This is a genomic window from Pseudomonas sp. FW305-70 (genome assembly GCF_058783925.1).
In genome coordinates this window covers 28,832-51,855 of sequence record NZ_JBYSYZ010000019.1, presented here as the reverse complement: position 1 = coordinate 51,855, position 23,024 = coordinate 28,832, and the positions used below count along the sequence as shown (strand labels likewise).

Sequence of the window (23,024 nt, the reverse complement as noted above, 5' to 3'; positions counted from 1 at the left end):
TTATGCGCGCCTTCGAATTCAGCCTAAACAAGGCGCAAACCCATGCTAGTACTGGGATTAGAAACCTCCTGCGACGAAACCGGCGTCGCATTATATGACAGTGAGCGCGGGCTGTTGGCCGATGCGCTTTTCAGTCAGATCGACCTGCACCGCGCCTATGGTGGCGTGGTGCCGGAGCTGGCCTCGCGCGATCACGTCAAACGCATGCTGCCCTTGATTCGTCAGGTGTTGGCCGAGGCCGACTGCGTGCCGACCGAGATCGACGCCATCGCCTATACCGCGGGTCCTGGCCTGGTCGGTGCCTTGCTGGTGGGGGCTTCCTGCGCCCAGGCGCTGGCCTTTGCCTGGGGTATTCCGGCCCTCGGTGTACACCACATGGAAGGCCACTTGCTGGCACCGATGCTGGAGTCGCAACCGCCGGAATTCCCGTTCGTCGCTTTGTTGGTCTCCGGTGGTCATACGCAACTGGTTCAGGTCGACGGAATTGGTCAGTACACGCTCTTGGGCGAGACCCTGGATGATGCTGCCGGCGAAGCTTTCGACAAGACGGCCAAGATGATGGGGCTCAATTATCCGGGCGGACCGGAGATCGCTCGCCTTGCAGAGCAAGGAGTTGCGGGGCGTTTCGTCTTCCCGCGTCCGATGTGCGACCGACCGGGCCTGGATTTCAGCTTCAGTGGCCTGAAAACCTTTGCGTTGAATACCTGGCAACACTGCGTCAGTGCCGGGGACGACGGCGAGCAAGCCCAATGCGACATCGCACTGGCGTTCCAGCAGGCCGTGGTGGAGACTTTGACCATCAAATGCAAGCGTGCCCTTAAAGCCGCCGGCATGAAGCGCCTGGTGATCGCCGGGGGCGTCAGTGCCAACAAGGCGTTGCGCGCTTCTCTGGAGAAAATGCTCGGCGATATGAAGGGCGATGTGTTTTATGCCCGTCCGCAGTTCTGTACCGATAACGGCGCGATGATTGCCTTTGCCGGCTGCCAGCGCTTGCAGGCCGGTCAGCAGGAAAGCCTGGCGATCAGCGTGCAGGCACGCTGGCCGATGGAGCAGTTGTCGGCGTTGTGATGAGCGGCGCTCATGTCCGGCCGCTAGAAATGCCGTTCGCGCCCGGCAAACAGGTCGCGTAGATTGCTGCGATGGCGCCAGACGATCAGTCCGGTGAGCGTGCTCATGGGCAGCAGGGCCGCCGGTTCTTGCCAGGCCAGCAAAGGCAGGGTCAGCGGCGTGGCAATCAGGGCGGCCAGGGAGCTGGTGCGGGTCAGGTAGAACGTCAAGAGCCAGGCGCAAACCGCCAGAAGGGCGGCGGGCGGGTACAGCCCCAGCAGCATGCCGGCAGCGGTGGCGACACCCTTGCCGCCGCGAAAACGGAAGTACAGCGGAAACAGATGGCCGATGACGGCATAGACGCCGATCCAGGCTTGCTCCTGCTGCGAAAGATCCGCAAGGCGCGCTATCAGTACCGGCAGCAGGCCTTTGCAAAGGTCGCCGAGCAGGGTCAGGATGGCGAGTTTCTTGCCGGCCAGGCGCAACATGTTGGTGGCGCCGGCATTGCCCGAGCCACTCATTCGCGGATCGGGGTTACCGGTCAGGCGGCTGAGCAAAATGGCAAAGGACAGAGAGCCGAGCAGGTAGGCGAGGATCGCCAATAACCAAAACATGCTAACTATTCCGGGCGAGGAAGCCCTGATTCTAACGGCGCATTGCGCCCTTGTCGTGTAGCGGAGAGAAGTGCTTGGACAGAGTGTTTATCGAGGGCCTGGAAGTCGACACGGTGATTGGTGCCTACGACTGGGAACGAGGCATCCGACAGTGCTTGCGTCTTGACCTGAGCTTCGCCTGGGACAATCGCCCGGCCGCAGCCGGTGATGACCTGACCCTGGCGCTCGACTACGCCAGTGTTTCCTCGCGCATCCAGGCGTTTGCCGAGCAGGCGCAATACCAGCTGGTCGAGACCTTTGCCGAGCGTCTGGTTGAAGTGCTGATGAGTGAATTCAGGATCACCTGGATGCGCCTGAAGCTGACCAAGCCCGGCGCGGTCCCGGCTGCCACCGGTGGTGTGGGCGTGGAGATCGAGCGCGGATGTCGCTGACTCAGGTGTACCTCGGGCTCGGTAGCAATATCGAGCGTGAAACCCATTTGCGGGCGGGGCTCGATGCATTGGCGGCATTCCTTGTCGATATCCGCTGTTCGGCAGTGTTCGAAAGCCAGCCGGTGGGCATCAAGAGCGGGCCGTTCTTCAATTTCGTGGTGTCGGCGTATACCGATCTGCCGCTGATGGAGCTTGATCGTCGATTGAAGTTCATTGAGGCGGATAACGGTCGTTACGCACCGGATCGCCGAGGTTTGCCGCTGGATATCGACGTCTTGTTGTTCGGCGACCTGGTGGGCAACTTCGATGGCCTGATCTTGCCCCGGGCAGAAATCCTGAAAAATGCGTTCGTTCTGTGGCCGTTGTCGTTGATCGCGCCAGGCAGAGTGCATCCAGGTGTAGGCAAAAGTTTTGCGACTTTGTGGGGCGAAGCTCAGATCGATCAGGTCTTGGCGCCGGTGGCATTCGAGTGGCGCGGCGAACAGCTGACTCCTTCGAATTTGTTGTAAAGCAAAAGATCGCCGCCTTCGGCAGCTTTTGCAGGGGATTGATGTGCACCCTGTAGGAGCTGCCGAAGGCGGCGATCTTTTGCTCTTCAGGCATTTTCCTTGTAAGCCTTCAACGCCTTGAGTCGCTCACGCTTGATCGCCTCACCCAACTCTGGTCCCTTGAAACCCTTCTCCAGCAACGGCTGAACCGCAATGGTTCGCGCCGCAGTCGCCGCCCCGCGCAGATAATCCGCCTGTGGATAACTTCTCTGCTCCAGTCCTTCGCGTCCGCGCGCATCCATTTCGCATGCCGCGATGAACTCCTCGAACCGCTGTGGTCGGCGGTAAACGTCGAAACTTTGCAACAATTCCAGCAATGTCGATGGCTTCAACTCCAGGGCGCGATGCCCATGGGTGTGGTACTCGCCTACCAGCATTGCCAGTTCCTGACAGTCTCTCGGCGCCTTGAAGCGTTCGTTGACCGCTTTGATCAGCTTCAGGCCCTTGAACTCGTGGGCAATGTGCTGTGGCCATTCCTGCTCTGGCGTCAGGCCCTTGCCCAGGTCGTGCAGCAGGCAGGCCCAGCGCACGGTCAGTGGTTGTTTGTGCAGTGCTGCTTGCTGCAACACACTCAAGGTATGTACGCCCGTATCGATTTCCGGGTGATGGGCCGGGGGCTGCGGGACGCCGAACAGTGCGTCGACCTCCGGCATCAGCACCTTGAGTGCGCCACATGCGCGCAACACCTCGATAAACACCTGTGGCTGATTTTCCATCAGGGCGCGGGAGATTTCCTTCCAGCTGCGCTCGGGAGTCAGCGCCTCAAGCTCGCCTGACTCGCTGAGTTGACGCATCAGTTCCAGGGTTTCCGGGGCGACGGTAAAACCCAGCGCGGCATATCGTGCGGCAAAGCGGGCAACGCGCAGGACCCTGAGCGGATCCTCGGCGAACGCCGGGGAAACATGGCGCAGCAGGCGCGCTTCGAGATCGCGCTGGCCGTGGTAGGGGTCGGTCAGGTTCTGCTGATCGTCTTCGGCCATGGCGTTGATGGTCAGGTCGCGACGGATCAGGTCTTCTTCAAGGGTGACTTCAGGACTGGCGTGAAAAGTGAACCCGCCGTAACCGCGCCCGCTTTTGCGCTCGGTGCGGGCGAGGGCGTATTCCTCACCGCTGTTTGGATGAAGGAACACCGGGAAATCCGCGCCCACCGGGCGAAAGCCCTTGGCGAGCATTTCTTCGGTGGTGGCGCCAACCACGACCCAGTCGATATCGGTGACCGGTTTGCCCAGCAGGCGATCACGTACCGCACCACCGACTTTATAAATACGCATAAAAAACCTCCGTTAGCTCGACAGGATAACCCTTGCATCGAGCTTTCGGAGGCGCAAAGCGGATCAAAGATGGATGACAGCCAGGTCCAGTCGACCGTAATCACCCTCGCTGTGCTCGTTGCGGGGTGGCACATGGTGGGTTTTCATCACGGTGTCCCCTTGCAGGGTTTCCAGGTGAATGTCGAAACCCCAAAGGCGGTGCAGGTGTTTGAGCACTTCTTCGGTCGAGTCGCCCAGCGGTTTGCGGTCGTGTTGCTGGTGACGCAGGGTCAGGGAGCGGTCGCCACGCCGGTCGATGCTGTAGATCTGCACGTTAGGCTCGCGATTGCCCAGGTTGTACTGCGCGGCCAGGGTTTCGCGGATGATGCGGTAGCCACCTTCGTCGTGAATGGCGGGCACCAGCAGGTCGTCCTTCTGGTCGTCATCGAGAATGCTGAACAGCTTCAGGTCACGGATCACCTTGGGTGAGAGGTACTGCAGGATGAAGCTCTCATCCTTGAAGCTGCTCATGGCGAACTTGATGGCTGCCAGCCAGTCGGTACCGGCGATGTCAGGGAACCAGCGGCGATCTTCTTCCGTGGGCTCTTCGCACATGCGACGGATGTCGCGGTACATGGCAAACCCCAGGGCGTAAGGGTTGATGCCGCTGTAGTAGGGGCTGTCGAAGCCAGGCTGGAACACCACGCTGGTGTGGGACGTCAGGAACTCCATCATGAAGCCGTCGGTGACCAGGCCCTCGTCGTACAGATCGTTCATCAGGGTGTAGTGCCAGAAGGTGGCCCAACCTTCGTTCATCACCTGGGTCTGGCGCTGTGGATAAAAATACTGGGCGATCTTGCGCACGATGCGCACGATTTCCCGCTGCCAGGGTTCCAGCAGCGGCGCATGTTTTTCGATGAAATACAGGATGTTTTCCTGAGGTTCGGCGGGGAAGCGCGCATTGTCCTTGTCGCTGTACTTGTCCGCGCCCTTGGGAATGGTGCGCCACAGATCGTTGATCTGTTTCTGCAAGTGCTCCTCCCGGTCCTTTTGCCGGCGGCGTTCTTCTTCCGCGGAAATCGGATAAGGGCGTTTGTAGCGGTCGACGCCATAGTTCATCAGCGCATGGCAGGAGTCGAGCAGATCCTCGACCGCGTCGATGCCGTGGCGTTCCTCGCATTGCATGATGTACTGCTTGGCAAACACCAGGTAATCGATGATCGAGCTGGCGTCGGTCCAGGTGCGGAACAGGTAATTGCCTTTGAAAAAGCTGTTGTGCCCGTAGCAGGCATGGGCCACCACCAGCGCCTGCATGCAGATGGTGTTTTCTTCCATCAGGTAGGCGATGCACGGGTCGGAGTTGATCACGATCTCGTACGCCAGACCCATCTGGCCGCGGGTGTAGGATTTTTCAGTGCTGAGGAAGTGCTTGCCGTAGGACCAGTGGTGATAACCCAGAGGCATGCCGACGGAGGCGTAGGCATCCATCATCTGCTCGGCGGTGATCACTTCGATCTGGTTCGGGTACGTATCGAGGGCGTAACCCGCCGCAATGCGGCTGATTTCGCGGTCGTACGCCTGGATCAGCTCGAACGTCCATTCGGAGCCGGTGGAAATGGGTTGGCGCTTCTGCTCTTTGGCGGTCATGTCACTAACCTGCGCTGGAAGAGTTCACGGAAGACCGGATAGATATCCCCGGCCGAGACCAGTTGTTGCTGGGCAAACGTGTCGGAAAAGGCTTCGGCGATGCGCTCGTATTCGAACCAAAGGGCCTGGTGTTCGCGCGGGGTGATCTCAACGTAAGTGTAGTACTGCACGAATGGCATGATCTGGTTGATCAGGATGTCGCGGCAGATCGGAGAGTCGTCGTTCCAGTTGTCGCCATCGGAGGCCTGGGCGGCGTAGATGTTCCACTCGTTACTCGGGTAGCGCTCGGCCATGATCTCCTGCATCAGTTTCAGGGCGCTGGAGACTATGGTACCGCCGGTTTCCCGAGAGTAGAAAAACTCTTCTTCATCCACTTCGCGGGCACTGGTGTGGTGGCGGATGAACACGACGTCGATCTTGTCGTAGTTACGCTTGAGAAACAGGTACAGCAGGATGAAGAAGCGCTTGGCGATGTCCTTGGTCGCCTGGGTCATCGAGCCGGACACGTCCATCAGGCAGAACATCACGGCCTTGGAACTGGGGTTGGGTTGTTTGATGAGCAGGTTGTACTTGAGGTCGAACGTGTCGAGAAACGGCACGCGGTGAATGCGCGCGCTGAGTTTTTCGATTTCAGCTTCGATTTCCTGAATATCGCCGAAGTTGTCTGGCTCTTCCTGCTTGAGTCGCAGAAGTTCTTCCTTGGCCTCACGCAGTTTTGCCCGGCTGCTGCCGGACAGGGCGATCCGCCGGGCGTGGGCTGAGCGCAGGGTGCGGATGATGTTGATCCGCGACGGGTTGCCCTCGTTGCTGATCCCGGCCCGCACGGTCTTGAAGGTATCTGTGCCGGTCAGGTTGCGTTTGACCAGATTGGGCAGCTCGAGATCCTCAAACATGAATTCGAGGAACTCTTCCTGGGTGATCTGGAAGACGAATTCGTCCATCCCTTCGCCGGAGTTGCCAGCCTTGCCGGGGCCTCGGCCGCCACCGCCTCCCGGTGGACGGGCGATATGTTCGCCACTGGTGAATTCCTTGTTGCCCGGGTGCACGACCGTCTGCTTGCCACCGCGGCCGTGGTGAAGCACCGGCTCGTCGATGTCGCGGCCGGGAATGCTGATTTGTTCGCCGTGTTCCATATCGGTAATGGAGCGCCGGCTGACCGCCTCTTCGACAGCCTTTTTAATGTGATCACGGTAGCGCCGCAGAAACCGCTGGCGGTTCACCGTGCTCTTGTTCTTGCCATTGAGACGTCGGTCGATCACATAGCTCATAGGGAGCCCTCCGGGCAGCTACAAGATACAAGCTTCAAGCTACAAGCTCGAAGCTTTCAAAGCAAACAGGAGCCACCAACAGCCTCAAGCGCCCGTACGGTGTGCTTGAGGCTTGTAGCTTGCCGCTTGCAGCTGCCTTACTGCGATTTTCTGACCCGCAGGTACCACTCGGACAGCAGTCGTACCTGTTTGTCGGTGTAGCCCCGCTCGACCATCCGTGTGACGAAGTCGTTGTGTTTTTGCTGGTCCTCCTTGCTGGCCTTGGCGTTGAAGCTGATGACCGGTAGCAGGTCCTCGGTGTTGGAGAACATTTTTTTCTCGATGACCACCCGCAGTTTTTCGTAGCTGAGCCAGGTCGGGTTCTTGCCGTTGTTGTTGGCCCGGGCGCGCAGGACGAAGTTGACGATTTCGTTGCGGAAATCCTTCGGATTGCTGATGCCGGCCGGTTTTTCGATTTTCTCCAGTTCTTCGTTCAGGGCTACGCGGTTGAGGATTTCGCCGGTTTCCGGGTCGCGGTATTCCTGGTCCTGGATCCAGAAGTCGGCGTACAACACGTAGCGATCGAAGATGTTCTGGCCGTACTCGCTGTAGGATTCGAGGTAGGCAGTCTGGATCTCCTTGCCGATGAATTCGATGTAGCGCGGTGCCAGGTACTCCTTGAGGAAGCGCAGATAGCGTTCGCGGGTCTCAGCCTGGAACTGTTCCTGTTCGATCTGCTGTTCCAGCACATAGAGCAGATGTACCGGGTTGGCAGCAATTTCGTGCGGATCGAAGTTGAACACCTTCGACAGGATCTTGAACGCGAAGCGAGTCGAGAGACCGTTCATGCCTTCGTCGACACCGGCGTTGTCGCGGTATTCCTGGATCGACTTGGCTTTCGGATCGGTGTCCTTGAGGTTCTCGCCGTCGTACACGCGCATCTTCGAATAGATGTTGGAGTTCTCCGGCTCTTTAAGACGCGAGAGCACGGTGAACTGGGCCAGCATCTTCAGGGTATCCGGCGCGCAATGCGCCTTGGCCAGCGAACTGTTGAACAGCAGCTTGTCGTAGATCTTCACTTCGTCACTGACCCGCAGGCAGTACGGCACTTTGACGATGTAGATCCGGTCGATGAAGGCTTCGTTGTTCTTGTTGTTGCGGAAGGTGTGCCACTCCGATTCGTTGGAGTGCGCCAGCAGGATCCCGGTGAACGGAATCGCGCCGAGGCCTTCGGTACTGTTGTAGTTGCCTTCCTGGGTGGCGGTCAGCAACGGGTGCAGCACCTTGATCGGTGCCTTGAACATTTCGACGAATTCCATGAGACCCTGGTTGGCCCGGCACAGAGCGCCCGAGTAGCTGTAGGCGTCGGCGTCGTTCTGCGGGAACTCCTCCAGTTTGCGGATATCGACCTTGCCCACCAGTGCCGAAATGTCCTGGTTGTTTTCGTCACCAGGCTCGGTCTTGGCCACGGCAATCTGGTTGAGGATCGACGGGTAGAGTTTCACCACGCGGAACTGGCTGATGTCGCCACCGAATTCGGCCAGGCGCTTGGTCGCCCATGGCGACATGATGGTGTTGAGGTAGCGCCGTGGAATGCCAAAGTCTTCCTCGAGGATCGCTCCATCTTCAGTGGAGTTGAACAGACCCAGAGGCGACTCGAATACCGGCGAGCCCTTGATCGCGTAGAAGGGCACTTTTTCCATCAGCTGCTTGAGCTTCTCGGCCAGGGACGATTTACCGCCACCGACAGGGCCGAGCAGGTACAGGATTTGTTTCTTCTCCTCCAGGCCTTGAGCGGCGTGACGGAAATACGACACGATCTGGTCGATGCATTCTTCCATCCCGTGGAAGTCTTCAAAGGCCGGATAGCGGCGGATTACCTTGTTGGAGAAGATGCGCGAAAGCCTCGAGTTGGTCGAGGTGTCGAGCAGTTCCGGTTCACCGATGGCCAGCAGTAGACGCTCGGCGGCGGAAACGTAGGCGCTGCGGTCTTTTTTGCACAGTTCAAGATACTCTTGCAGTGAGAGTTCTTCCTGGCGTGTGGACTCGAAGCGTTGTTGGAAGTGGCTAAAGATACTCATGACGTCACCTCGCTCGATACGTGGAGCCGACGCCGGATCACTCAGTCGATGCTGGCAGCAACCGAACAGGCGATTGCTGTTTACCCCCCAGAACTCTCCCGGAGCTGACGACTCCGAAAGCTACTCCCGATGACCCGTGCGCCGGTGTACCGGCTCTCCCCTGTTTTGGATGGCCTGGGCTTAAGGATAGTTGGGAATTCGGGAGGTAAAGGCGAGATACGTAATTAGTTGTGGCAGACCGTTCGTCTGCCACCGCGCTAGCCCGCGGGAGCCGGGGCCTGCAACGTTACAAAAAAATTATTCGGAAGTGCCTTGCGCCGTTTCCGTCGGATAGGTCGTACGCCACAACTCGAATCCGCCATCCATGCTGTAGACGTCGGAGAAGCCCTGGCTGATCAGGTAGGCGGCCGCACCCTGGCTGGAATTGCCGTGATAGCAGACCACCACGGTCGGCGCGTCGAGGTCGGCGCCCTGGATGAAAGCGTGCAGGGAATGATTGTCCAGATGCTTCGAGCCTGCGATATGCAGGGCGGCAAAAGTGGCCGGGTCGCGGACGTCGACCACCACTGCGCCTTGTTCGCGCAGGGCCTGGGCCTGTTCCGGGGGGATACGTTTGAATTCGCTCATGGCGGGCTCCTGTGGCTCGGCTGAATGGGCAGTCTAGCGCGGTGCGCTGGCTGGCGATGTTTGGGAAATGGATGAGGCGACTGGCGGCACGGCATGGCCGTGTTCGTCGCATTTGCAGGACAGGCGCTCGAAGCTGTCGACGTTCATCAGGGTCAGGGCACCGCCCCAGACGCAGCCAGTGTCGAGGGCCGAGATGCCAGGCTCATTGATATTGCCTTCCAGTGCTGCCCAGTGGCCGAAGATGATCTTCAGGCCCTTGGTCTTGCGTTCCTTGTGCTGGAACCAGGGTTTGTATCCGGGTGGTGCGGTACCGAGGCCTTCCTTGCTCTTGAGGTCGAGTTTGCCTTCGGCGGTGCAAAAACGCATGCGGGTGAAATAATTGGTGATCACCCGCAGGCGCGTCACGCCTTTGAGGTCATTGTCCCATTTCGCCGGATCGTTGCCGTACATGCCATCGAGGTAGGGCGGCAGCAGGTTGTCGTCACGCAAGGCGGTCTCGACTTCGGCGGCACACTTCAAGGCTTTGCGCAGCGACCACTGGGGTGGAATGCCGGCATGGACCAGTGCCACGTTGCGTTGTTCGTCGTAGTGCATGAGCTTTTGCTGGCGCAGCCATTCGAGCAGTTCGGCGCTATCCGGCGCTTCAATGATCTCGTGCAGGGTGTCGGCCTTCTTCAGGCGTTCGATGTTGCGTCCGGCCGCCAGCAGGTGCAGGTCGTGGTTGCCGAGCACGCACACCAGCGATTCGCGGATGCTATAGAGGAAGCGCAGGGTTTCCAGCGACTGCGGGCCGCGGTTGACCAGGTCGCCCACCAGCCACAGGCGATCGCGTTGAGGGTCGAACGCCACTTGTTTGAGTAGGCATTGCAGGGCCTGAAGGCAGCCTTGCAGGTCGCCGACAGCGTAGGTTGCCATCAGTGCAGGGCTCCGGGCACCGCCAGGCGGAAGGGCGCGATGATGGCATCGAAATGTTTGCCGTCGTCGGAAAGCATCTGGTAGGTGCCTTGCATGGTGCCGACCTTGGTGGTCATCACCGTGCCGCTGCTGTAGGTGTGGCTCTTGCCCGGTTCGATCAGCGGTTGCTGGCCGACCACCCCTGCGCCGCGGACTTCTTCGACATGTCCGTCACCATCGGTGATGACCCAGTGCCGTGAAAGCAGTTTGGCGGGCATTTCGCCATTGTTTTGCACGGTAATGGTGTAGGCGAAGGCAAAGCGGTGGTGCTCGGGTTGCGATTGTTCTGCCAGATAGCGGGTGACGACGCTGACGTCGACCTGATAACGAGGATCGGACATTCAAGGGGCCTTAAAAACGAAGCGGGACGCGGGGCGTAGCTGATGGAGTTCAGTCTAGGCCAAGTATCGGGTAGTAGACCAGAGTGGCGTCCTACCCGATAGCGCTCATCGCCTGTCAGTCAGTGGCAGGCTTTTGTGGCGCTTGCTCGCTGAGCTTGTCAGCCAGGCGCACGAAGGCGGCCAGGTCGAGCTGCTCGGGACGCAGGCTGCCATCGACGCCGGCGGCTTCGATTTCGGCATTGCTCAGCAGCAGCTTGAGGGTGTTGCGCAGGGTTTTGCGGCGCTGGTTGAACGCTTCGCGCACGACGCGCTCCAGCAGACGGTGATCCTTGGCCGGGTGCGGCAGTACTGCGTGGGGTACCAGGCGCACGATGGCCGAATCGACTTTCGGTGGCGGGTTGAACGCGCCCGGGCCGACGTTGAACAGGTGCTCGACCCGGCAATGGTACTGAACCATGATCGACAGACGGCCCCAGTCACCACCACCCGGGCCGGCAGCCAGGCGCTCGACCACTTCCTTTTGCAGCATGAAGTGCATGTCGCGGATCAGGTGCGAGTTGTGCAGCAGGTGAAAAATCAGCGGCGTGGAGATATTGTACGGCAGGTTGCCGACCACTCGCAGGCTGCCTGGCGCGGCATTCAGGCTGTTGAAGTCGAACTTCAGCGCATCGCCCTGATGCAGGTTGAAGTTGCTCTTGTCGGCAAACTGCTGGTTGAGGATCGGGATCAGGTCCTTGTCCAGTTCCACCACGTCGAGTTGCGCGCCGCTGCTGAGCAGGCCTTGGGTCAGTGCGCCCTGGCCCGGGCCGATTTCCAGCAGGCGGTCTTCTGCCTTGGCATGAATGGAGCGCAGGATGCGGTCGATAACGCCGGCATCGTGCAGGAAGTTCTGGCCAAAGCGTTTGCGCGCCTTGTGTTGGTAGTGCTCGGTCATAAACGGGTCTCGGCCATCTGGTAGGCGGTTTCCAGGGCGACTTGCAGGCTGCCGGTGTCGATCTTGCCGCTGCCGGCCAGATCCAGGGCGGTGCCGTGGTCGACCGACGTACGGATGATCGGCAAGCCGAGGGTCACGTTGACTGCCGCGCCGAAGCCTTTGTACTTCAGCACCGGCAGGCCCTGGTCGTGGTACATCGCCAGCACCGCATCGCAGTGCTCCAGATATTTGGGGGTAAACAGAGTGTCGGCGGGCAGGGGGCCGCGAAGGTCCATGCCCTCGCCGCGCAGGCGCTCTAATGTGGGTTCGATGATATCGATTTCTTCATGGCCCAGGTGTCCGCCTTCACCTGCATGCGGGTTGAGCCCGCAGACCAGGATGCGCGGCCGGGCGATGCCGAACTTGTTTTGCAGGTCGGCGTGCAGGATTCGCGTGACGCGTTCCAGGCGCTCCGGCGTGATGGCATCGGCAATCTCGCGAAGGGGCAGGTGAGTGGTCACCAGGGCCACGCGCAAGCCACGAGTGGCCAGCATCATCACCACTTGCGCGGTATGGGTCAGGTCGGCAAGGAATTCCGTGTGCCCGGAAAAGGCGATGCCGGATTCGTTGATGACGCCTTTGTGCACAGGTGCGGTAATCATGCCGGCAAAATCCCCGCTCAGGCAGCCTTGGCCGGCCCGGGTCAGGGTTTCCAGGACGAACGCAGCGTTGGCCTTGTCCAGTTGTCCGGCGATGACCTTGGCGTTGAGCGGTGTGTCCCAGACATACAGGCTGTTGGCTGGCGCTGGGGCATCCGGCCAGTTGTCCGGGGTGACCGGCAGCAAGTCGACCGCCACGCCCAGTTGCGCAGCCCGCTCGATGAGCAGGTCGCGACTGGTAATGGCAATCAGGGGATGGGGCTGGGCTTGCGAGGCGAGCAGCAGGCACAGGTCGGGACCTATGCCGGCTGGTTCGCCGGGTGTCAGCGCGAAACGTTGGGGTTTCACTGCGCTGCCTGGTCGGCGCCAGGGAGTTTGATTTCCACGTACGCTTCGTCACGGATCTGACGCAGCCAGGTTTGCAGCTCTTCGTCGTATTTGCGGTTACGCAAAACGGTCATGGCTTGCTGCTCGCGAGCCTGGCTGGTGCTGTCGGTGGCGCGACGGCCAAGGACTTCCAGGACATGCCAGCCGTATTGAGTCTGGAACGGCCTGGACAGCTGACCTTGTGGGGTCTTGGCCATCACTTCGCGGAACTCGGGTACCAGCGCGTTCGGGTCGATCCAGTTCAGGTCGCCGCCGTTGAGGGCGGAACCCGGGTCTTCCGAGTAGTTTTTCGCCAGCTCGGCGAAGTCTTCGCCAGCCTCGATACGGCTGTAGAGCGATTCGGCCAGGGCCTTGGTTTTCGCTTCGTCTCGGATCGGGCTCGGCTTGACCAGGATGTGACGCACATGCACTTCATCGCGCATCTGGGTCTCGCCGCCACGCTTGTCGAGGATCTTCAGGATGATGAAGCCGCCCGGGGTACGCATTGGCTGGGTGACATCACCCACCGGCATGGTGCTCAGCAGGCGATCGAACGGCGGAGGCAGTTGAGCGGCTTTACGCCAGCCCATGTCACCACCTTCCAGAGCAGTTTCGCTGGCGGATTTGGCGATTGCCAACTGACTGAAGTCAGCGCCTTGCTTGAGCTGCTGGTAAATCGCATCGGCCTGTTTGGCAGCACTCTGAATCGCTTCAGAGTTGGCGCTTTCCGGTGTAGGAATCAGGATGTTGGCCAGGTGGAACTCTTCGGACAGCTGCATTTTGCCCAGGTCAGATGCCAGGAAGTTCTTCACTTCCTGCTCGGAGACCTGAATGCGTTCGGCGACCCGGCGCTGGCGCACGCGGCTGATGACCATTTCGCGGCGAATCTGCTCACGTGCGTCTTCATAGGACAGACCGTCGCGAGTCAGGGCAGCGCGGAACTGCTCGATCGACATGTTGTTGCGCTGGGCAATGGTGCCCACGGCCTGGTTCAACTCTTCATCGGTAATGCGGATACCGGAACGCTCGCCGATCTGCAATTGCAGGTTTTCGACGATCAGGCGCTCAAGTACCTGTTGCTCCAGCACGCTGGCCGGCGGCACGGCAGAACCACGCTTGGCAATGGTTTGCTGAACTTCATGAACGCGTCGGTCCAGTTGGCTCTGCATGACCACGTCGTTGTCGACGATGGCCACCACTTTATCGATGGACTGCACGGCGGCACTGGCCGCCGTACTCAGAAACAGCGCGCCCAGCATCAGCGGGCGTAGACAATCAGAAAGCTTGGTCTTCACGTTCACGATAACCTTGAATGCCTTTGTCGAGGAAGCTCTCTGCCTTGGCGCCGGTGAGGCCGCCGAGTCCCTTCAGAACAATTTGGAGGAAGACGCCATGGTCGCCTTTTTCGTTTTCCGGTGCTTGCTGGCTGAACTCGTCGTAATCAACGAAGTAACGGTTGATCAGGCGCAGTTTCCAGCAGCAGCTGTCGTACTCGAAACCACCGAAGGCTTCCAGGGTACGGTTGCGGTTGTAGTCATACTGCCAGCGGCTGATAGCGCTCCATTGCGGCACGATCGGCCAGATCACCGAGAAGTCGTGCTGTTCGATCTTGTAGTAATCCTTCACGTAGCCAGGCTGTCCTGGGGTGCCGTAGTCGCCGCCGAACTGCCATTGACCGGTGTTCTGGTTGTAGATCACCTGGTCGTTACGATAGCGATAGCCGAGGTTGACGATCTTGTTCGGGTTGTCCTCTGGCTGGTAGTGGAACATCGCGCTGCCCGAGCGAGGGCTGCGGCTGTCCGGGTCCCAGTTGTAGTCGGCCGTGGTGCGCCAGTCGCGGTTCCAGCGATATTCGTATTCCAGCGCATAGGGGGAAACGTTGGCCTGGGCGTCGGCACGGTCTTTGAAGTTTATGCCTGGCAACTGTACTTCACGGTCCTTGAAGTACAGTGCCTGGCCGACGCTGATTCGTTGACGTTCGAAGCCGTTGTCTTCGATCCAGCGGCTGGTCAAGCCCAGGGACAGTTTGTTCTCGTCGCCGACACGGTCGGAGCCGGAGAAGCGGTTGTCACGGAACAGCGACGCAAAGTTGAAGGTGTATTCGCTGGTGTCGAATACAGGAATGTCTTCCTGGTCGACCTCAGGCACGTACAGGTAGAACAGACGCGGCTCTAGAGTCTGGCGGTAGTTCTTGCCGAAATACTGGGTATTACGATCGAAGTACAGGCCGCTGTCGATGCTGGCGATCGGCACGCCGCGGTTCTGGTTGCTGTCGAAGTTGCCATTGAAATTTTTAGTCCCGGCGGCAGCTGCGGCCTGATCTTGCTGCGCGATCTGACTTTTGCCAAGACCGTCCAGATCCAGTTGGTACTGGGTGTACTGGTACTTGAGTTTCGGTGTCAGGAAGCCGTACGTCGTATTCATCGGCAGGCTCATGGCGGGCGCAAGATTCAGGCGGTCGCCATTGGCGCGTGCCAGACCTACAACGTTTGTATCAATACGGGGAGAGCCGACGCCATCTTCGTCAAAGTAGGTCCCGTTCCGCAGATCCCGGTCAAACCGTACGAGTTCGGTGCTGTACGTGAAATCCAGGCCTTCCGGATGATAAGGCAGCATACCGTCGAGGGTGAGCTGCGGCAGGCGGTCATACGGCGTAATGTTCGATACGCTTGCCAGTTGGTATGCCTGGGCGTTTGCGCGAGCGGTATAGCTGTCGCCGCGATAGGTCACGGAACCCTGCTGGTTCACATAGTCGTTGCTTTTCACGCCAATCTGGTCGGTCTGCAGATCCTGGAAGTAATACGGATCGCTGATCTTGGTGTAGTCGACTTGCGTGAGTACTCGTGAATCGAGGCCACCCTTGTGCTGCCAGTTGTACATGTAGCGGGTTTTTTCGGCGTCGGACTGCTTGTCGCGTTCGTCGCTTTCGTCGTTGAGGTACGCCGCACCGAACTGGCCTTCGCTGGACTTGGTCAGGTAGCGGAATTCGCCTTCCATCAACAGGCCGTGCTTTTCCATATAGCGCGGGTACAACGTGGCATCGTAGTTCGGCGCCAGGTTGAAGTAGTACGGGGTGACCAGCATGAAGCCGGTATCGCTGCCGGTGCCGATGGTCGGCGGCAGGAAGCCGGACTGGCGACGGTCGTCGATCGGGAAATAGATGTACGGCGTGTACAGGACCGGAATGTCCTTGACCCGCAGCGTCACGTTGGTCGCCGTACCGAAACCGGTGGCCGGGTTCAGGGTGATGTTGTTGCCCTTGAGCTGCCAGGCGTTGCTGTTCGGTTCGCACGTGGTGTACGTACCGTCCTTGAGGCGGATGATAGCGTTCTCGGCACGTTTGGCGTACAGCGCATTACCGCGGATGCGTGATTTGTGCATCACGTATTCGGCGTTGTCGACCTTGGCTTCACCGGTGTCGAGCTGCACGTCGGCGTGGTCGCCGACGATCAGGGCGCCGTTGTCGCGAATGCGCACGTTGCCATTGAGGTCGCCACGGTTCTCGGCCTGGTACAGGTTGGCTTCGTCGGCTTCGACCTGCATGCTGCCCTGACGCATGACGACGTCGCCGGCCAGGGTCGCGACCTGCTCATCCTGCTTATAGCGGGAGGCTTTTGCGCCGATAAAGGTAGGTGCGTCACTTTTATCCGTCTTGTCATTCATGCCAGGACGAATCGGTTCGATATAGGAACCAGAGCAATAAGGACCGGTTTCAGCCAATTGTGCGGCGGTGAGCTGCTCGCGGGGAACCCAGTCGAGGTGACTGTAGTCTTCGCTACGCGACTTCAGGCCACGGCCTTTGGATTCGGTGACGAGCACCGGCTTGGCGCCAGTGTCTTCACTGGAGCCGTTCTCGGCCGAGGCTTCGCCGGTGGCGGAAACTGCGCTGCCGTCATGAACGGGACGCGGTGGTAATGCAGCCGCCGGCGTCTTTGGCGCGCAGTCCCAGGAACCCGAAGCAGAGACTGAGCAGTCAAACTGTTCCGCGGCGACCACGTAGGAAGTGGCAAGGGGTTGCAGCGCCAGCAAACTGCCGGTAACCAACAACGGAAATTTTTTACGAAACGCGGGGGATTTCAATGCCATCTTATTAGTCCGGGCTTCCTGCGTGCCATCTGCCCGCGGTGTGGGCCGCACGCCTCTCGATGGTCTGAAAAAGATGCTGGATAATAAAGCATGACCCGCTTGACGGCTAGCGCCGTCGGAGACCCTTGCAATGCCTGATCAAGATGTACGCTTGCAACACCTGAAAGTTTGGCTCGATGAACAATTGACGACCCTTTTTGCCGAGCAGGGCTGGGGCGTCGTACCCCCGGCCACATTGACTGCGGCCAGCAGCGACGCGAGTTTCCGGCGGTATTTCCGCTGGGAAGGCGATGGCAGAAGTTTCATCGTGATGGACGCGCCACCGCCCCAGGAAAACTGCAAACCCTTCGTGGATATCGCCTTTTTGCTGGCGAAATCCGGAATAAATGTGCCGAAAATTTATGCCGAAGACCTGGAGCGCGGGTTTCTTTTGCTCAATGACCTGGGCAACAAGACCTATCTGGATGTCATCGACAGCGAAAACGCCGACGATTTGTTCAAGGATGCCCTGCAGGCGTTGCTGGCTTTCCAGCAGTTGCCGATGGTTGCACCGCTGCCGAGCTATGACGTGGCATTACTGCGTCGCGAACTGGAACTGTTCCCCGAGTGGTACGTGAAGCGCGAATTGGGCATCGAATTCGACGCGGCGCAGCAAGTGCTCTGGCAGCAGGTCAGCGATCTGTTGATCGACAGCGCCCTGGCACAGCCAAAAGTCCTGGTGCATCGCGACTACATGCCGCGCAACCTGATGCTCAGCGAGCCCAACCCCGGCGTGCTGGATTTCCAGGATGCGGTATATGGCCCGGTGACCTACGACGTGACCTGCCTGTTCAAGGACGCTTTCCTCAGTTGGCCCCAGGAGCGCGTACACGGCTGGCTGGAAAGCTACTGGCGGCAGGCGGGGGCGCTCGGTATTCCGGTTCAGCCCGAGTTCGAGGACTTTCTGCGGGCCAGCGACTTGATGGGCGTGCAACGTCACCTGAAAGTCATCGGTATTTTCGCGCGCATCTGCCATCGCGACGGCAAACCGCGTTATCTGGGCGATGTTCCGCGCTTCTTTGCCTATATAGATGCCGTGATCGCTCGCCGCCCCGAACTGGCCGAACTGGATGTGCTGCTGGCCAGCCTGCGTGCCGGAGTGAAAGCATGAAGGCAATGATTCTGGCCGCGGGCAAAGGCGAGCGCATGCGCCCGCTGACCCTGACCACGCCAAAACCGCTGGTGCGTGCCGGCGGCGTGCCGCTGATCGAGTATCACCTGCGGGCGCTGGCTGCCGCGGGGTTCACCGACATCGTGATCAATCACGCCTGGCTCGGTCAGCAGATCGAAGACTATCTGGGCGATGGTTCGCGCTATGGCGTGAGCATTCAGTACTCGGCGGAGGGTGAACCCCTGGAAACCGGCGGCGGGATTTTCCGCGCCTTGCCGTTATTGGGAGATGAAGCCTTTGTGGTGGTCAACGGCGATATCTGGACCGATTACGACTTCAGTGTGTTGCACCAACCCATCAACGGCCTGGCGCACCTGGTGCTGGCCAGCAACCCGCCGCATCATCCGGCCGGGGACTTCAGCCTGGTCGGAAGCCAGGTGCACGACGGTCAACCGCCGGCTCCTACCCTGACCTACAGCGGCATCGCCGTGTTGCATCCGCAGTTGTTCGACGGTTGCACCGCCGGAGCCTTCAAGCTCGCGCCGCTGTTGCGCAAAGCCATGGCTGACGGGCAGGTGACCGGCGAGCAGTTGCGGGGGCACTGGGTCGATGTCGGTACTCACGAGCGTCTGGCCGAAGTTGAAACATTGATAGAAGCGAGCCGCTGACATGCTGTGGCCAGGGACTCTGATTGGAGCCGGAGCGGGCTTTGCCATAGCCAGTATTCCGGGGGCCATGCTCGGCGCGTTGTTGGGGCAGGCGCTGGACCGGCGCTTGCACCTGCAGAGCTGGGGGCATTTGCGGGAAAAACTGGGCGGCCGCCCGGTGCTGCGCAACGATGAGTTGCTGTTTGTCCTGCTGGGACGCCTGGCCAAGTGCGACGGCCAGGTGATGGCCGGGCACATCGAACAGGCCCAGGCGGAAATGCGCTCGCTGGACATGTCCGGGCCGGCTCAGCGCCGTGCAATCGCCGCGTTCAACCGTGGCAAGTCGGGTCGTGACCGGCTACGCGGTTATCTGCGTCGCCTGAGTGCCCAGCCCCATGCGGCGGAAGGCGTGTTACGCGCCTGCTGGCGAATGGTATGGGCCGATGGTCGTGCCGGCAGCGGTGAGCGTGAGTTGATCCGCCAGTGGGGGCAGTGGCTGGGCTGGACGCCGCATCAGGTACAGGCGTTGGCCCACGATTATGAGCCGCAGAAGCGGCCATTGGGCAACAGCGTGCCAAGCTATCAGGACGCCTTGAAGTTGTTGGGGGTGTCGGCCACCACTGAACCGGCGCAGATCAAGCGTGCTTACCGGCGCCTGCTCAGTCGCCATCATCCGGACAAGATCGCCGGCAGTGGCGCAACGGCGACGCAGGTTCGTGAGGCCACCGAGCGAACGCGTGAACTGCATAGCGCCTATACGCTGATTCGGGAGCGGCGGGACTTTCGCTAGCCGAACAGCTTTGTGTTGCCTGTAATGGCCCCTTCGCGAGCAAGCCCGCTCCCACAGGTTTGATGTCGTCCGCCATTTCGTGACCGGCATAAAACCTGTGGGAGCGGGCTTGCTCGCGAATGAAGCGCCTCGGTTTGTCAGTCTGTCGCAGGCTGCGGATTCAACCAGCCCCGCACCCGCCGGAACAATTGCTCCTGTTCGGCCTTGCTATCGGGCAAGGCCTTGAGCGCGACCTGGCTGAATGTCGAGGACTTCAAACGTTTGCTGGCCTGCAGGCGTTCCAGCGCGGCGTTGCGGTCCAGCGCTTTGTCTTTGTAGTAAAAATCGGCGGTCGGCAGTTTCAGGGTTGGAGTCAGTTCCACCAACTCGGGCGTCGCTGCCAGCGGTGTGCGGGTGGCGACCATGACCAGTTTCTCGACTTGCGATGGCTGCTTCTCGCTCAGGTAGCGCGCGGCCCAATAGGCGCCAGTGCCATGCCCCAGCACCACGATGCTGCGGGCGCTTTGTTGTTCGGCAAATGCGATCGCGGCGTCGATCCGGGCGAAGATGCGCTCGGCATCTGCCCTGGATTGTTCTTCGGTGGTCTCAGCGATGGCCTTGTCGGCCACATCGGCCTCGCCACCGGCCACCTGTTCGATCGGGGCTGCGGTGGTCGAGTCCTTGCTGCCGGCTTCGGGGGCTTGGGGAGCCGGAGTTGCCTCCACGATTCGTGGCGCAATGGCATCGCTTTGCAAGTCCGGCAAGGTGATACTCAGGCTGCTCCACCCGGCGTCCGGCAATTTGCGCCGCAAAGGAGCGACTGCTTGCGGCCAGTCAACGGTTTCGCCAGCGCCCGGGATGATAATCACCGCGCCTTTGGGCTCGGCGGTATTGGCCGGTTTCCACAGGGCCAGAAACGTGTCGGTGCCCGCTTGCAGTTGTTGCTGTTCCTGAGCCGGGATCTTTCGCTCAAGTGCAGTCGCTTCTTCCTGACTACGTTCAGGCAGCGGCTGACGTTCGAGTGGCTTTTCTTCGGTGGTTTTTTCCTTGGCGGCGGGCGCCGGGTCGGCCGCCTCGACGGAAAAAGCGCAAGGCAGGATCAACGACAGGCACAATGCTGGCAGTGCCAGGCGGTAGACAGGGGGCATCGGATATTCCAGGCCAGAAGTTGTTCCGGCAGCCTAATGGGTTGGTCAGTATTTGTCAGTGTGTGAGAGTTCAATGATGCGTTTTCGCTGCCTGTGGGTTATCGGCTGTTTGTGGTTTCCCTTGATGGGTTGGGCGGCAGTCGTGCCCCCGGCGCACGTTGCCCAACTGACCCCGAAACAACAGCACTGGCTGACGCAGCAGGGCGAGTTGCGGGTCGGACTGGTGTTGCAGGCACCCTATGCGCAATACGATCGCCGCTTGCAGCGCCTGTCCGGAGTGAATGTCGACTTGATGAAGCGCCTGGCAAAGACCCTCAATGTCGAGCTGAGCTGGCGCAACTTTTCCGACCTTGAACAACTGGAAGCTGCCGCACGCGAAGGCGAAATCGATATCGCCCCGGGATTGACCCAGACACCTGGCGGGCTGCGCCTCTGGCAATTCTCCGACCCCTACATGCGGGTGCCGCAACTGGTGGTCAGCGACCAGAAAAGCGCCGGGGCGATCGAACTGGAAAAGCTCGACAGCCAGACCCGCGTCGCCGTGCGCATGCCCAGCGCCATTGCCGATTACCTGCGCAGCAACTATCCGCACCTGAATCTGCAAGGCGTCCCGATGGAGCGCCAGGCATTGCAGTTACTGACAGGCCAGCAGGCGGCTTATGCTGTGGTCGATGAAGCGCAGTTGGGGCGCCTGTCCGTCGAACCGGAGTTTGCCGGGTTGGTGGTAGTCGGGGATGTCGGCCTGCCACAGCTGTTGCGGGTAGCCACGCGTCGCGACAAGCCGGAACTGGCGGGTATTGTCGAAAGCGCATTGCGGGCGATCCCGGCCAAGGATCTGGAGCAACTGCACAATCAATGGCTGCAGCCCAAGTATCCACGCCTCACCGAGTCGCCGGGGTTCTGGCAAAACCTCTGCCTGTTGCTGACTGTGCTGACGTTGAGTTGCGTGGCCATCGTGTTCTGGCAGCGTCGCCAGCAGCACAGCCTGGAGCAACGCCTGATGGCTGCGCAGGAAGACATTGCCTTGCGTGCCGCCAGCGAAGAGGCGTTGCGGCTGACCCAGTTTTCCATCGATCAAAGCACCGTCGGCATCCTCTGGGTCAACTGGGACAGCCACGTGCGCTACGCCAATCGTGCGGCGGAAAGCATGCTCGGCTATCCACCCGGCGCGATCATCGATCGGCCCTTGATCGATTTCGAACCCGGCCTGCACATGGATCGTTGGCTCAATCTGTGGAAGCGCGCCCGGGCCAGTGAAGAGGGCCCACAAAGCTTCGAAACCAACTGCGTGCGCGCCGACGGCAGCATCCTGCCGGCCGATGTTTCGTTGAGTTTTCTGCGTTTTCGCGATGGCGAATACCTGGTGGTTTACCTCAACGACGTCACCGAGCGGCGCCGCGCCCTGGCGGCCTTGCAGGAAAGCGAGGCGCGGCTGCAGGGCATCGCCGCCAACGTTCCGGGGCTGGTTTTCCGCCTGGAGCGGGCACCGGTGACTGGCCAGATCGACTTTGCCTATATCAGCGAAGGTAGCGAAAGCCTGGTGGGTTATTCACCGGCGACGCTGGCGCATCGTGACAAAGGCCTGCGCAGCCTGGTGCATCCGGATGACAAGGCCAGTTATCACCAGACCCAGGACCATGCGCTGGATACCGACAGCGACTGGTCGTGGCAAGGGCGAATCCTCACGCGTCAGGGTGAGCAACGCTGGGCGGAAATCAAGGCCATCACCCGCCGACTGGAAGACGGCGCCTATGTCTGGGACGGCATCGTCTGGGACATCAGCGAGAGCAAGCGCATCGAGCTTGAGCTGGCCAGCTCCCGGGAACAACTGCGTGAGCTGTCCGCGCACCTGGAAAGCGTGCGCGAAGAAGAAAAAGCGCGCATCGCCCGGGAAGTTCACGATGAACTGGGGCAGATGCTGACTGTGCTCAAGCTGGAAACCTCCATGTGCGAACTGGCTTACGCGCAACTTGATCCGGGTCTTAACGAGCGCCTGGGCAGCATGAAACGCCTGATCGCCCAGCTCTTCCAGTTGGTTCGCGACGTGGCGACTGCATTGCGCCCGCCGATTCTCGATGCCGGCATTGCCTCGGCCATCGAATGGCAGGCCCGTCGATTCGAGGCGCGTACGCAGATTCCATGTCTGGTGCAGGTGCCGGACAATCTGCCGGTGCTCAGCGATGCCAAGGCCATAGGCCTGTTCCGGATCCTTCAGGAAGCACTGACCAATGTCATGCGCCATGCCCAGGCGCATACTGTTGAACTGACACTGGCGCTTGAAGGTGACGAGTTGTGCCTGACGGTCGCCGATGATGGCGTAGGATTTGTAGCTGCGCCTGGCAGGCCAACGTCCTTCGGGATCGTCGGAATGCGTGAGCGGGTGTTGATCATGGGGGGTGAGTTATCCCTTGAGAGTGAGCCGGGTGAAGGCACGACGCTGAGTGTGCGCGTTCCGCTGGATGCAGCCTGAACAGGTTGTGTTGACTGTACCGACGCCTT

At 60.2% G+C, this 23,024-nt stretch carries 20 protein-coding genes; 7 read left to right on the top strand and 13 right to left on the bottom strand.

The window, feature by feature from the left end:
* Positions 1-42: 42 nt before the first annotated feature.
* Positions 43-1,068 carry a tRNA (adenosine(37)-N6)-threonylcarbamoyltransferase complex transferase subunit TsaD gene (gene tsaD, locus AC3WN7_RS16150; RefSeq protein WP_095964091.1) on the top strand — a complete coding sequence of 342 codons (1,026 nt, stop codon included), beginning with the start codon at positions 43-45 and terminating at the stop codon, positions 1,066-1,068.
* 23 nt (positions 1,069-1,091) lie between these two features.
* Here the strand turns inward: tsaD and plsY are convergent, their stop codons facing one another.
* Positions 1,092-1,661 carry a glycerol-3-phosphate 1-O-acyltransferase PlsY gene (plsY, locus tag AC3WN7_RS16145; RefSeq protein WP_102674226.1) on the bottom strand — a complete coding sequence of 190 codons (570 nt, stop codon included), beginning with the start codon at positions 1,659-1,661 and terminating at the stop codon, positions 1,092-1,094.
* Positions 1,662-1,735: 74 nt separating this feature from the next.
* Between plsY and folB the strand changes: the two genes are divergently transcribed.
* Together folB and folK are read left to right on the top strand one after the other, a co-directional pair.
* Positions 1,736-2,092: a dihydroneopterin aldolase gene (gene folB, locus AC3WN7_RS16140; RefSeq protein WP_095964090.1), complete on the top strand. Its 357-nt coding sequence runs from the start codon at positions 1,736-1,738 to the stop codon at positions 2,090-2,092.
* Positions 2,083-2,601, top strand: coding sequence for a 2-amino-4-hydroxy-6-hydroxymethyldihydropteridine diphosphokinase (gene folK / locus AC3WN7_RS16135; RefSeq protein ID WP_102674227.1), 519 nt, complete (start codon positions 2,083-2,085; stop codon positions 2,599-2,601). The genes folB and folK overlap by 10 nt, the downstream gene beginning before the upstream one ends.
* Positions 2,602-2,687: 86 nt before the next feature.
* Here the strand turns inward: folK and AC3WN7_RS16130 are convergent, their stop codons facing one another.
* From AC3WN7_RS16130 to AC3WN7_RS16080, 11 genes are all read right to left on the bottom strand, one after another.
* Positions 2,688-3,911: a multifunctional CCA addition/repair protein gene (locus tag AC3WN7_RS16130; protein ID WP_102674228.1), complete on the bottom strand. Its 1,224-nt coding sequence runs from the start codon at positions 3,909-3,911 to the stop codon at positions 2,688-2,690.
* 63 nt (positions 3,912-3,974) lie between these two features.
* On the bottom strand, positions 3,975-5,537 hold the full coding sequence (locus AC3WN7_RS16125; protein WP_007980219.1) for a SpoVR family protein: 1,563 nt from the start codon (positions 5,535-5,537) through the stop codon (positions 3,975-3,977).
* Positions 5,534-6,805 (bottom strand): YeaH/YhbH family protein, encoded by a 1,272-nt coding sequence (locus AC3WN7_RS16120; RefSeq protein WP_007980218.1) that lies wholly within the window; start codon positions 6,803-6,805, stop codon positions 5,534-5,536. The genes AC3WN7_RS16125 and AC3WN7_RS16120 overlap by 4 nt, the downstream gene beginning before the upstream one ends.
* 137 nt (positions 6,806-6,942) lie before the next feature.
* Positions 6,943-8,865, bottom strand: coding sequence for a PrkA family serine protein kinase (locus AC3WN7_RS16115; protein WP_007980217.1), 1,923 nt, complete (start codon positions 8,863-8,865; stop codon positions 6,943-6,945).
* Between the two features lie 297 nt (positions 8,866-9,162).
* On the bottom strand, positions 9,163-9,492 hold the full coding sequence (gene glpE / locus AC3WN7_RS16110; RefSeq protein WP_015097068.1) for a thiosulfate sulfurtransferase GlpE: 330 nt from the start codon (positions 9,490-9,492) through the stop codon (positions 9,163-9,165).
* A gap of 33 nt (positions 9,493-9,525) precedes the next feature.
* Entirely contained in the window at positions 9,526-10,407 is an 882-nt protein-coding gene (locus AC3WN7_RS16105; RefSeq protein ID WP_102674229.1) for a symmetrical bis(5'-nucleosyl)-tetraphosphatase, read from the bottom strand.
* Entirely contained in the window at positions 10,407-10,787 is a 381-nt protein-coding gene (gene apaG, locus AC3WN7_RS16100; RefSeq protein ID WP_102674230.1) for a Co2+/Mg2+ efflux protein ApaG, read from the bottom strand. Before apaG ends, AC3WN7_RS16105 begins: the two co-directional genes overlap by 1 nt.
* 115 nt (positions 10,788-10,902) lie before the next feature.
* Positions 10,903-11,721, bottom strand: coding sequence for a 16S rRNA (adenine(1518)-N(6)/adenine(1519)-N(6))-dimethyltransferase RsmA (gene rsmA / locus AC3WN7_RS16095; RefSeq protein ID WP_102674231.1), 819 nt, complete (start codon positions 11,719-11,721; stop codon positions 10,903-10,905).
* Positions 11,718-12,707, bottom strand: a complete 990-nt coding sequence (pdxA, locus tag AC3WN7_RS16090) for a 4-hydroxythreonine-4-phosphate dehydrogenase PdxA (RefSeq protein ID WP_102674232.1) — start codon at positions 12,705-12,707, stop codon at positions 11,718-11,720. The genes rsmA and pdxA overlap by 4 nt, the downstream gene beginning before the upstream one ends.
* Positions 12,704-14,026: a peptidylprolyl isomerase SurA gene (gene surA / locus AC3WN7_RS16085; protein WP_173862082.1), complete on the bottom strand. Its 1,323-nt coding sequence runs from the start codon at positions 14,024-14,026 to the stop codon at positions 12,704-12,706. The genes pdxA and surA overlap by 4 nt, the downstream gene beginning before the upstream one ends.
* Positions 14,001-16,811, bottom strand: coding sequence for an LPS-assembly protein LptD (locus AC3WN7_RS16080; protein WP_095964083.1), 2,811 nt, complete (start codon positions 16,809-16,811; stop codon positions 14,001-14,003). The genes surA and AC3WN7_RS16080 overlap by 26 nt, the downstream gene beginning before the upstream one ends.
* A gap of 130 nt (positions 16,812-16,941) precedes the next feature.
* Between AC3WN7_RS16080 and AC3WN7_RS16075 the strand changes: the two genes are divergently transcribed.
* The 3 genes from AC3WN7_RS16075 to AC3WN7_RS16065 are packed head-to-tail and all read left to right on the top strand — an operon-like array spanning position 16,942 to position 19,398.
* Complete coding sequence (locus AC3WN7_RS16075) at positions 16,942-17,961, top strand: aminoglycoside phosphotransferase family protein (RefSeq protein ID WP_095964082.1); 1,020 nt, start codon at positions 16,942-16,944, stop codon at positions 17,959-17,961.
* Positions 17,958-18,629, top strand: coding sequence for an N-acetylmuramate alpha-1-phosphate uridylyltransferase MurU (gene murU / locus AC3WN7_RS16070; protein ID WP_095964081.1), 672 nt, complete (start codon positions 17,958-17,960; stop codon positions 18,627-18,629). The genes AC3WN7_RS16075 and murU overlap by 4 nt, the downstream gene beginning before the upstream one ends.
* Position 18,630: 1 nt before the next feature.
* Complete coding sequence (locus AC3WN7_RS16065) at positions 18,631-19,398, top strand: TerB family tellurite resistance protein (RefSeq protein WP_095964080.1); 768 nt, start codon at positions 18,631-18,633, stop codon at positions 19,396-19,398.
* Positions 19,399-19,535: 137 nt separating this feature from the next.
* Here AC3WN7_RS16065 and AC3WN7_RS16060 read toward each other — a convergent pair whose 3' ends face one another.
* Entirely contained in the window at positions 19,536-20,525 is a 990-nt protein-coding gene (locus tag AC3WN7_RS16060; protein WP_102674233.1) for an alpha/beta hydrolase family protein, read from the bottom strand.
* 73 nt (positions 20,526-20,598) lie between these two features.
* Between AC3WN7_RS16060 and AC3WN7_RS16055 the strand changes: the two genes are divergently transcribed.
* Positions 20,599-22,995, top strand: a complete 2,397-nt coding sequence (locus AC3WN7_RS16055; protein ID WP_095964078.1) for a PAS domain-containing sensor histidine kinase — start codon at positions 20,599-20,601, stop codon at positions 22,993-22,995.
* Positions 22,996-23,024: the final 29 nt, after the last annotated feature.

Bases quoted from the DNA above. Each gene is read 5' to 3' on its own strand.
- apaG (WP_102674230.1), bottom strand. From the start codon at position 10,787: ATGTCCGATCCTCGTTATCAGGTCGACGTCAGCGTCGTCACCCGCTAT.
- murU (WP_095964081.1), top strand. From the start codon at position 17,958: ATGAAGGCAATGATTCTGGCCGCGGGCAAAGGCGAGCGCATGCGCCCG.
- AC3WN7_RS16125 (WP_007980219.1), bottom strand. From the start codon at position 5,537: ATGACCGCCAAAGAGCAGAAGCGCCAACCCATTTCCACCGGCTCCGAA.
- AC3WN7_RS16075 (WP_095964082.1), top strand. From the start codon at position 16,942: ATGCCTGATCAAGATGTACGCTTGCAACACCTGAAAGTTTGGCTCGAT.
- AC3WN7_RS16105 (WP_102674229.1), bottom strand. From the start codon at position 10,407: ATGGCAACCTACGCTGTCGGCGACCTGCAAGGCTGCCTTCAGGCCCTG.
- AC3WN7_RS16120 (WP_007980218.1), bottom strand. From the start codon at position 6,805: ATGAGCTATGTGATCGACCGACGTCTCAATGGCAAGAACAAGAGCACG.
- folK (WP_102674227.1), top strand. From the start codon at position 2,083: ATGTCGCTGACTCAGGTGTACCTCGGGCTCGGTAGCAATATCGAGCGT.
- AC3WN7_RS16065 (WP_095964080.1), top strand. From the start codon at position 18,631: ATGCTGTGGCCAGGGACTCTGATTGGAGCCGGAGCGGGCTTTGCCATA.
- AC3WN7_RS16055 (WP_095964078.1), top strand. From the start codon at position 20,599: ATGATGCGTTTTCGCTGCCTGTGGGTTATCGGCTGTTTGTGGTTTCCC.
- AC3WN7_RS16115 (WP_007980217.1), bottom strand. From the start codon at position 8,865: ATGAGTATCTTTAGCCACTTCCAACAACGCTTCGAGTCCACACGCCAG.
- rsmA (WP_102674231.1), bottom strand. From the start codon at position 11,721: ATGACCGAGCACTACCAACACAAGGCGCGCAAACGCTTTGGCCAGAAC.
- tsaD (WP_095964091.1), top strand. From the start codon at position 43: ATGCTAGTACTGGGATTAGAAACCTCCTGCGACGAAACCGGCGTCGCA.
- AC3WN7_RS16060 (WP_102674233.1), bottom strand. From the start codon at position 20,525: ATGCCCCCTGTCTACCGCCTGGCACTGCCAGCATTGTGCCTGTCGTTG.
- AC3WN7_RS16080 (WP_095964083.1), bottom strand. From the start codon at position 16,811: ATGGCATTGAAATCCCCCGCGTTTCGTAAAAAATTTCCGTTGTTGGTT.
- glpE (WP_015097068.1), bottom strand. From the start codon at position 9,492: ATGAGCGAATTCAAACGTATCCCCCCGGAACAGGCCCAGGCCCTGCGC.
- AC3WN7_RS16130 (WP_102674228.1), bottom strand. From the start codon at position 3,911: ATGCGTATTTATAAAGTCGGTGGTGCGGTACGTGATCGCCTGCTGGGC.
- plsY (WP_102674226.1), bottom strand. From the start codon at position 1,661: ATGTTTTGGTTATTGGCGATCCTCGCCTACCTGCTCGGCTCTCTGTCC.